Raw genomic sequence first — 8,233 nt, forward strand, 5'->3', positions numbered from 1 at the left:
CACCAGCGGAGACCTGACTGGACGAGATCAACCGACGAGTGCAGGCACGCATGCTCCGCAAGCAGATCCTCGGCAGCGAGGACGCTCCGCTGTACTGGGCGACCATCGGACAACATGCGCTGGAACTGCTGATCGCGCACGATCGGGAGCTGGCACACAACCAGATCGAGCACCTACTGAACATGGCCGCCCGGCCGACCATCACAATCCAGGTCCTTCCGACCTCAGCGGGTTTCCACCCCGGCATGGGCGGTGCCTTCACGATTCTCGGCTCGGGCCTGGGCGGCGTAGGGCCGGTAGGCGTGGACCCTGGAAGCGGCGTAGTAGGAGCGGTTGCGGCGGATCTCCCTGCTGATGGTGGAGGGGGACCGTCCCGGCTCGGCGGCGATCGCCCGCACGGGTCTTGCCCTCGCGGTGCAGGTCGGCGATGTGGAGTCGCTCGTCCTGGGACAGGTAGCGGCCTCGTTCGGACGCGGAGGGGAGGGGACCAGGCCGGGCGGGAGGCTGGTTGGCCTTGCGCCCGGTCCTGGTCTTCTCAACGCCGAACTGCCACCGGTAACCGGTCTTGCGGTTGATCCCGACGATCCGACACGCCTCGCTGGTGCTGTATCCCTTGGCCACCAGGGCAAGATACGCCGCTCGCTCCTTCTGGAGCTTCTTGCGTCCCTGTGGTGATCGGATCTTGCGGACCTCGAACTCGAAGTCGTCCATCGCACTCCTTCAGAGATGGGGTGTTGCAACGACCACTAGAACTCAAGGAACGTGGTTGCCGGGGGCTTCTTGTGGTCCTGATCGAGACCAACCACCAGGCTGCCAGACCTGGGGCACGCGCTCATGCCAACCCGCCCCGGACACAGCGACCGGACAGCTACCGAAAGCGCACCGACAAGGCCTTGTGAAACGGCCGTGATCTTGACACGAGTGGGCCTGAAACCGCAGATCATGAGCCGCTTCTGTCAAGATCTATTGGTTCATGCTGGAGATGTGCCGGAAGCTGTTTCGACGGGAGCGGCTTTCGGCGGAGGGCCGGGGTGACTCATCGAGGTTTGATGGTCGGATTCCGCGGCGGATACGGTTCCGCCGCCACTCCTGGCGAGGTTGAAGCATTCCACAGGGACCCTCCGGAAGCGGGACACCACCGGCTGCCGGTGGCCGGTCGAGGCGCCCCGGGCGCCGAGTCCGGACACGGCCCCACCCACCCGCATCCTCGACGGCGGTCCCGTGCCACAGGGCGCTGCCCCCTGGGGTGGCCGGTGTTCTTTCGGCTGATCCGCCCGCAGGGCGCGCCTGGACTCGGCGCCGGGGGGCGCCTCGACCAGTCGCCGCCAACCCGTGGTGGCCCGCCCCGAACGGTCGAGGTGGGATGCCTCGCCTTCCCCGGTGTCTCCGCGAGGACCCCCGCGCCCACCGCAGAAGCGAACACCCACACCTCAGTCAGTCAAGCCCTGTCGCCACCGGTGACCTCGCGGCGACCTGTTCACCGGCCCTCCCCGGGGCCCGCCCGCCACACCACCCGCCACCCCGACGCCTGACACAGCAGCGTCATCGGTGGTTGGGGGCGTTGCGGTGTCGTCCCGGGCCAGTTTGCCTACTCTGCGTTACTCTCGTGCTGTCTGGCCGGACACGTCGGGGGGTGCGCATGATCGTGCGGAACAGCGCCACCGCCGCGCTCCTCGGTGCGCTCGGCGCGGTCGTCCTGCTGCCGACCGAGGCCACGCCCTCGCCCTCCCCGCAGGACACCGCCCGAAACGGCGGGATCGCCGTGTCCGTCACCGACTCCCGCGACCGGTTGACCGTCGGCGAGGAAACCTCCTACACCGCCACCCTGAGCAACGAGGGTGACGAGGCCGTCACCGGCCTTCTCGTGGCCCAGACCGCGCCCGCCCAACTGAACTTCCACGAGGCCGACGGCGGGGGCGTGGTCGAGGGCGACACGGTGGTCTGGCGGATCTCCCTCGACCCGGGGCAGGAGGCCACGCGCACGGTCACCGCCACCCTGGAGGAGCCCGTTCCCGACCAGGACAGCGTGACCACCACCGTCTGCGCGGGATTCGAGGACGACCCCCAACCCCTCGTCTGCCAGGACGACGAGACCCGGGTGGTCGCCCAGGACGGCGCCGGGTTCCCGGTTCGGGCGTTCCTCACCGGGGTCGCCATCGCGGTCGGCATCGCCCTGCTGGCCGGGACCGTCGCCCTCGCCCTGCTCCGGTCGCGCAGGCCCCGCGGAAAGCACGCCGTGAGATGACCCCGCCCCGCAGGGCCGCGCCGGGCCGGGACTACGGGGCCGGGACGTCCTCGGGAAGCAGCGTGGTGAACGCCTCCCGGTCCGCCGCTCCGGCCATGCCCACCAGCCGCCCCGCCTGGCGGGTGATCATCCGCTCCATGACCTGCCGGGCGTAGCGGGCGTTGCCGAAGGACGCGTCGCGCGGCACGGCCGCGAAGTGCGTGGCCAGCGCGGCCAGGGTCGCCTCCCCGCACTCGTAGCCCGACTTGCGCGCCATCTGGTCGACGATGGTGACCAACTCCTCGTCGCTGTAGTCGGCGAACTCCACCCGGTGGCTGAACCGGGAGGCCAGACCGGGGTTGGAGTCCAGGAAGCGCTGCATGTCGGCGGTGTATCCGGCGACGATCACCACCACCTCGTCGCGGTGGTCCTCCATCAGCTTGACGAGGGTGTCGACGGCCTCCTGCCCGAAGTCGTTGCCGCCGCCCCTGGGCGTCAGCGTGTACGCCTCGTCGATGAACAGCACGCCGCCCCTGGCACGCTCGAACACCTCGGTGGTCAACTGCGCGGTGTGTCCCACGTAGCGGCCCACCAGGTCGGCTCGCGCGGCCTCGACGACCTGCCCCGACGTGAGCACCCCCAGGGTCTTCAGCAGCCGCCCGTACAGCCGGGCCACCGTGGTCTTACCGGTACCGGGGGCCCCCGTGAACACCAGGTGGTGGCTCATCGAGGGCACCGGCAGCCCCAGCGCCTTGCGCTGGGTGGACATGACCAGCAGGTTCGCCAGGTCGTTGACGGTGTCCTTGACCTGCCGCAGACCGATCATGGCGTCGAGTTCGGCGCGCAGCTCGGTCAGCTCGTCCTTCGGCTCCCCGCCGTCGGCGCCGGGTTCGGGGACCTTCACCCCCAGGTCCGCGGGCAGCAGCCGGGTCAGGTCCGCCGGGCTGTCCGGCGGCGCGTCCCCCAGGCGGAACGCCTGCCGGTCCACCATCTCCTCGAAGATCTTGCGCGCGGTGCGGCCGTTGCCGAACGTCGCGTCCCGGGGCATCTCCTCGAACAGCGTCCTGAGCGCCTCCCTGGTCTCCTCGGCCAGTTCGTAGTGGTGGGCGACGCACATCCCCTCCACGATCCGCACCAGTTCGTCCGTCTCGTAGTTGGGGAACTCGATGGTGCGGTTGAAGCGCGAGGCCATGCCCGGGTTCGCGGCGAGGAAGCCCTCCATCTCCTCGGTGTACCCGGCGGCGATCACCACGACGTCGTCGCGGTGGTCCTCCATGAGCTTCACCAGGGTGTCGATGGCCTCGCGGCCGAAGTCGGGGCCGCTGCCGCCGGTCTTGCCCGAGAGCGTGTAGGCCTCGTCGATGAACAGCACCCCGCCCTTGGCGCGCTCGAACACCTCGGTCGTCTTGATGGCGGTCCCGCCCACGTACTGCGACACCAGGTCGGCCCGCGACACCTCGACCACGTGCCCGTAGCGCAGCACGTCGAGTTCGGCGAGGATGCGGCCGTAGAGCCGGGCCACGGTGGTCTTGCCGGTGCCGGGCGGGCCGCCGAACACCAGGTGCCGGTTCATCGGCGGGGCGGGCAGTCCCATCTCGGCGCGCCGCCGGGCCATCTGGGTGCGGTTGATGAGGGTCCGGACCTCGCGCTTGACGTTCTCCAACCCGATGAGGGAGTCCAGTTCCGCCAGCGGGCCGTCCGGCTCGTCGGCCTCCTGCCCGCCGTCGGGGACGGGCGCCGCCGGGAGCGGCGCGACGGAGTCGTCCCCGGTCCCGGCGTCTTCCCCGTAGGCGTCGGGGGCGCCGTTTCCGCTGCTCAGCAGTTCCTGCGTGCGAACCCGCTCGCTGTGTACGGTCTGGCGCAGTCCGGCGCGGCTGTTGTCGCGCACCGTGCAGTCCTCCAGCAGCACGTCCTCGGTGCTGTGGACGAGCACGCCGTCCCCGGCGTTGCCGAAGAGCTCGCACCTGCGCAGTGTGGCCTCGGCGCCCGCGGCGACGAGCACGCCGTTGCGGCGGCCGTTGTAGACCCTGGAGCGCAGCACCGACGCCTTTCCTCTGTTCTGGACCGCGATCCCGTCGCCCGCGCAGTCGGCGATGTCGCAGTCGCGCAGGTCCGCCTCGGTCTCGGCGCCGACGGTGACGCCGTTGTCGCGGCTCTCGCGGATGCTCACCCCGGTCAGCAGCGGCCGGGAGCGCTCGTCGGCGTGCACCGCGCTCTTGCCGCTCCGCTCGATCGTGACGTTCTCCAGCCGCCCCTGGCCGCCCTTGCGGAACCGCACTCCCTGGCCGCGGGTGTCGGCCACGGCCACCCCCCGCAGGAACGGGCTGCTGGCCTCGACGACGAAGCCGGGCCCCTCGCTGCCGGTGACCAGTCCCCGGTCGAACTCCACCGTGCTGTTGCCGCCGATGCTGATCCCGGTGCCGCCGCGCACCGTCAGGTTGATGAAGGAGGTGGTGGCGCGCTCATCGGCGCGCACGCCGTCTCTTTCGGACGCGTCCACCTCGCAGTCGGTGAACAGGCCGCGCGCCTTGCCCCACACGTGGATGCCCACGCCCTTGGAGCGGGCCACCGTCACCCGGCTCACCTGGGGGTCGGAGCCGTTGTACACGACGATGCCGCGACCACCGACGTCCTCGAACCGGCAGTCCTCGACCACGGCCCTGGCGCGGCTGGAGAGGGCCAGTCCGTCCTCGGAGGTGTCGTGCACGCGCAGGCCGCGCAGGCTCGTGCTGGCGTCGTCCTCCAACGCGACCGCGGGCTTGGCGCAGCCGGAGATGTCGCAGTCCTCGATGGTCCCGGCGGCCCGTCCGCTGGCGAACACCCCGTTGCCGCGCATGTCGCGGAACACGCAGGAGCGGACGACGGGACGGCCGCGGTCGCTGATGACCAGGGCGCTGGTCTCGACGTCCTCGATGACGCAGTCCTCCAGAACGCTGGGCTCGGCCGTCGTGATCACCACCCCGGCCCCGGCCGAGCAGGTGACGCGGCTCTCGCGCATCGCCAGAGCACCGGAGTCGCGGACCACGACGGCGGTCCACGCCGCGCCGTCCACCTCGCAGTCGGCCATCTCCGCCTGTCCGGCGGCGATGTCGACCACGGGCCGCTCCCCGTCGTGGCCGCGCAGGACCAGTCCGGAGAGCTTGACGGCCTCCGCCCCCGAGACGACCGCGCTGCCCGACTCGGCGATGATCTCCACACTGCCGCGGCCGTCCCGCGCCACCAGGGTGACGACCTTGAGCAGCATCAGGCTCTCCTCGTAGCGCCCCGGGGCGATGGTGATGAGCGCACCGCTCTCGGCGGCCCGCACCGCGGACTCGATCGTCGGGTGTCCGGTCGACCCGTCCGGAGCGACCGTGAGGAGTTGCCTGGCCATCTGCGGTTGCCTCTCTTGTTTCCGGGCTCGGGACGGCCCTGTGCGGATGCGGTCAGGGGGCGGGCGGGGCCGTCTTCGCGACCCCGCCCGCGGAGTGGGATGTCAGGAGCACTCGGTGCGGATCACCGAGGCGGCGACGTGCGTGCTCGTGTCGCCCTGACCCGCCAGGGTGTTCTCCCCGACGTTGGTGAGTTGGATGGTGAACTGCTCGGTCGGCGAGACGAAGCCGGTCGCCTGCACCCAGCCGCCCCTGATCTGGGACTGGTGGATGCCGAAGCCCGCGACCGGGGCGCCCTCGGCCGTGGGACCGGCGAAGATCTGGTACCTGGCCTCCTGCTCACCGATCCACAGCGGCGACTCGTCGTTGGGGATGTGGACGTACAGTTCGCACGTCGCCCCCGCGACGCCGGGCGAGAAGGACCAGTAGGCGTACTCGCCGCTGCCGTGGTCGGCGCTGCCCGACACCGGGATCGCGTCGTAGGTTCCGTCGCACCCGGACTCGGTGTACCCGCTCGGGCGGTTGGCCCAGCCGGACGTGCCGCCCTCGCTGTGCCACACGCCCACCCGGCCGTAGGAGGCGTCGGACGCGCATCCGGGACCGGCGGTCACCGTGTACGACCAGGGTGCTTCCTCCGCCGGAGCCTCTTCGGCCGGAGTCTCCTCTGCCGGAGCCTCTTCGGCCGGAGCCTCTTCGGCCGGAGCCTCTTCGGCCGGAGCCTCTTCGGCCGGAGCCTCTTCCGCCGGGTTCTCCTCCCGCTCGGCCTCGCGTTCGGTCTCCTGCCCGGCCGTGGGTTCCGTCGGCTTCTGGTCGTCGGAGGCCGTGGTGCGGTTCCCCTCGGTCGGGGACTCGGTGTCCGCCCCGTCCTCGTTGCCGTCCGCGTCCGCGTCCGCGGGCTTGTCCTCGTCCTTGCCGGCGTCCTCCTCCTTGTCCGCGGGCTTGTCACCGCCGCTGCCGAGGGGGAGGGGAAGGTCGAGACCGCCCTCGGGGTCCTCCGGGGTCTCCGGTTTGTCGGAGGAGCCCGCCTTGTCGTCACGGTCGCGTTCACCGCGGTTGCCGTCGGCGGACGGCGTCTCCTCGCTCTTCGGAGACGAGGGCTTGGGGCCGGAGGCGATGTTCGTGCCGTCCCCGTACTCCACCCGGTGCTGCGGGTTGTTCCTCGTGACCTGGCCCCCGGTGCCGCCTCCGCTCCCGGTCCCGCCTTCGGCGTCGGTGCCGTCGGTCTCCGCCGGGAAACCTTCGGGCTCCTCGTCGAGTGCCTCGGGAACGTAACCGGTGTTGGGGTCGGAGGCGGCGGACGTGTTGCCGCCGCCTCCGCCGCCCGACCCCCCGTCGCCGCCGGAGTCGGGCACCGTGCCCCCGACGGGCGGCGCGGTGGGGGAGGAACCGAGCGGCGTGGTCTCCAGTTCCGTCAGGTCCTGGGAGCCGTTGAGCGGGTCGTCGCCGAGCAGGCCGCCGCCGGAGAGCGGAACGATGTCGAGGGAGACGCCCTGGGCTCCGGCCGAGACCGTGAAGGGCGTCGCGATGAGCAGCAGGCCGGCGATCGCCGCACCGGCCAGCACGGGAGCGGTGGGCCGTCCCGGGCGGGGGGTGGGGGCGACCGGGTCGAGCGGTTTCGCCTTGAGCGCCCCCACGGCGTCGATGTCGGGGCGCCCTTCCTCGGCGGTCTCCTCGGCCACCGCCGTGTCCGTGGTCGACTCGGCCGCGACGTCGGAGTCCACGGTCGGCGGGGGAACGGCTTCCTCAGCCGAGGGCTGGGGCCGCAACGTCCTCGGCGAGGCGGGCCGCCCGGTGCTCGGCGGCGCCGTCGGGGGTGAGGCCGACGCCCCCTCGCCCGGAGGCGTCGTGGGAGAGTGCGCCTCCTCGCGCACTTCCCGGGAATTGTCCGTCATCGGCGAGTATCCTTTCGAAACTCGTCAGCCATTTGCGCGGCCGATTTTGGGCCGCGTCCTGGAAAACGCCCTGATCGGAACGGAATTCACAGCCTGTGGGAGGAATCGGGGTCCGGATCGGCGGTGCCTGAGATGATTCGGCGTTCTTGCGCTGATCGACTCCGGCGTGTCCTCGGATCGCGAGCGGTCAAGAATTCTGGGGAAGCCAGCAGCCAATCCTGATTCTGACGCCCCTTTTTTACCATCTTTTGCCCTGTGGGGAAGCTCATAGGTCCTGAGTTGTTCGCCTCACTTCCTCCACCCCTGGTCCGATTTGCCCCGGTTTGTCCGCCTCCTTGGGGGCGCCCAGCAGGTAGGGGGCGTAGAGTTCGGGCCGCAGCAGGGACGAGGCGGGCTCCCCCCGCGCGCGGGCGTCCCGCAGCACCGTCCACACGTGCGCGCCCGCCCGAACCCGGGCCGCCCCCTCGCCCGGACCGGACAGGGGACCGGGGTCCTCGGCCCAGCCCGCGGCGTCCTCGTCGTCGGTCCACACCCAGCCCAGGCGGGTGCCGTCCCCGTCGGCCAGGGCAGCCCGCCGGACGGGCGGCCGGTACCGTCGGCCGTACTGCTCGGGCACGCTCGTGACCGTCACGGCGGCCCCGTCCGCGTTCCACCTCTCGGAGTGTCCCGGTGGACCTGCGTCCCTCGGCGGCCCGCGGCGGGAGGGCCGGGGTGGACCGCCGGTCGCGCGGGGGGAAGAAGCGGCG

4 protein-coding genes and 2 pseudogenes are annotated in these 8,233 nt (G+C 71.5%); 2 read left to right on the forward strand and 4 right to left on the reverse strand.

Annotated elements, in window-relative coordinates; translation table 11 throughout:
• Nucleotides 1-50 precede the first annotated feature (50 nt).
• Nucleotides 51-212: pseudogene (locus NI17_RS24765) on the forward strand (Scr1 family TA system antitoxin-like transcriptional regulator); the annotation flags it as partial.
• 48 nt (nt 213-260) lie between these two features.
• Here the strand turns inward: NI17_RS24765 and NI17_RS22540 are convergent.
• Nucleotides 261-711: pseudogene (locus tag NI17_RS22540) on the reverse strand (helix-turn-helix domain-containing protein); the annotation flags it as partial.
• A 928-nt stretch (nt 712-1,639) separates the two neighbouring features.
• On the opposite strand from NI17_RS22540, the gene NI17_RS22545 reads away from it, so the two are divergent.
• Nucleotides 1,640-2,245: a DUF11 domain-containing protein gene (locus tag NI17_RS22545; protein WP_068694151.1), complete on the forward strand. Its 606-nt coding sequence runs from the start codon at nt 1,640-1,642 to the stop codon at nt 2,243-2,245.
• Nucleotides 2,246-2,276: 31 nt separating this feature from the next.
• Here the strand turns inward: NI17_RS22545 and NI17_RS22550 are convergent, their stop codons facing one another.
• The 3 genes from NI17_RS22550 to NI17_RS22560 all read right to left on the reverse strand — a co-directional run bounded on the left by NI17_RS22550 (nt 2,277) and on the right by NI17_RS22560 (nt 8,118).
• The gene (locus NI17_RS22550; protein ID WP_068694147.1) at nt 2,277-5,597 is read right to left on the reverse strand and encodes a right-handed parallel beta-helix repeat-containing protein; all 3,321 of its coding nucleotides are present in this window, start codon (nt 5,595-5,597) and stop codon (nt 2,277-2,279) included.
• Nucleotides 5,598-5,699: 102 nt separating this feature from the next.
• Nucleotides 5,700-7,487 (reverse strand): hypothetical protein, encoded by a 1,788-nt coding sequence (locus NI17_RS22555; RefSeq protein ID WP_170163081.1) that lies wholly within the window; start codon nt 7,485-7,487, stop codon nt 5,700-5,702.
• Between the two features lie 265 nt (nt 7,488-7,752).
• On the reverse strand, nt 7,753-8,118 hold the full coding sequence (locus tag NI17_RS22560; RefSeq protein WP_068694149.1) for a hypothetical protein: 366 nt from the start codon (nt 8,116-8,118) through the stop codon (nt 7,753-7,755).
• Nucleotides 8,119-8,233 lie beyond the last annotated feature (115 nt).

This window comes from Thermobifida halotolerans, from assembly GCF_003574835.2.
In the GTDB taxonomy this organism is placed as follows: Bacteria; Actinomycetota; Actinomycetes; order Streptosporangiales; family Streptosporangiaceae; genus Thermobifida; species Thermobifida halotolerans.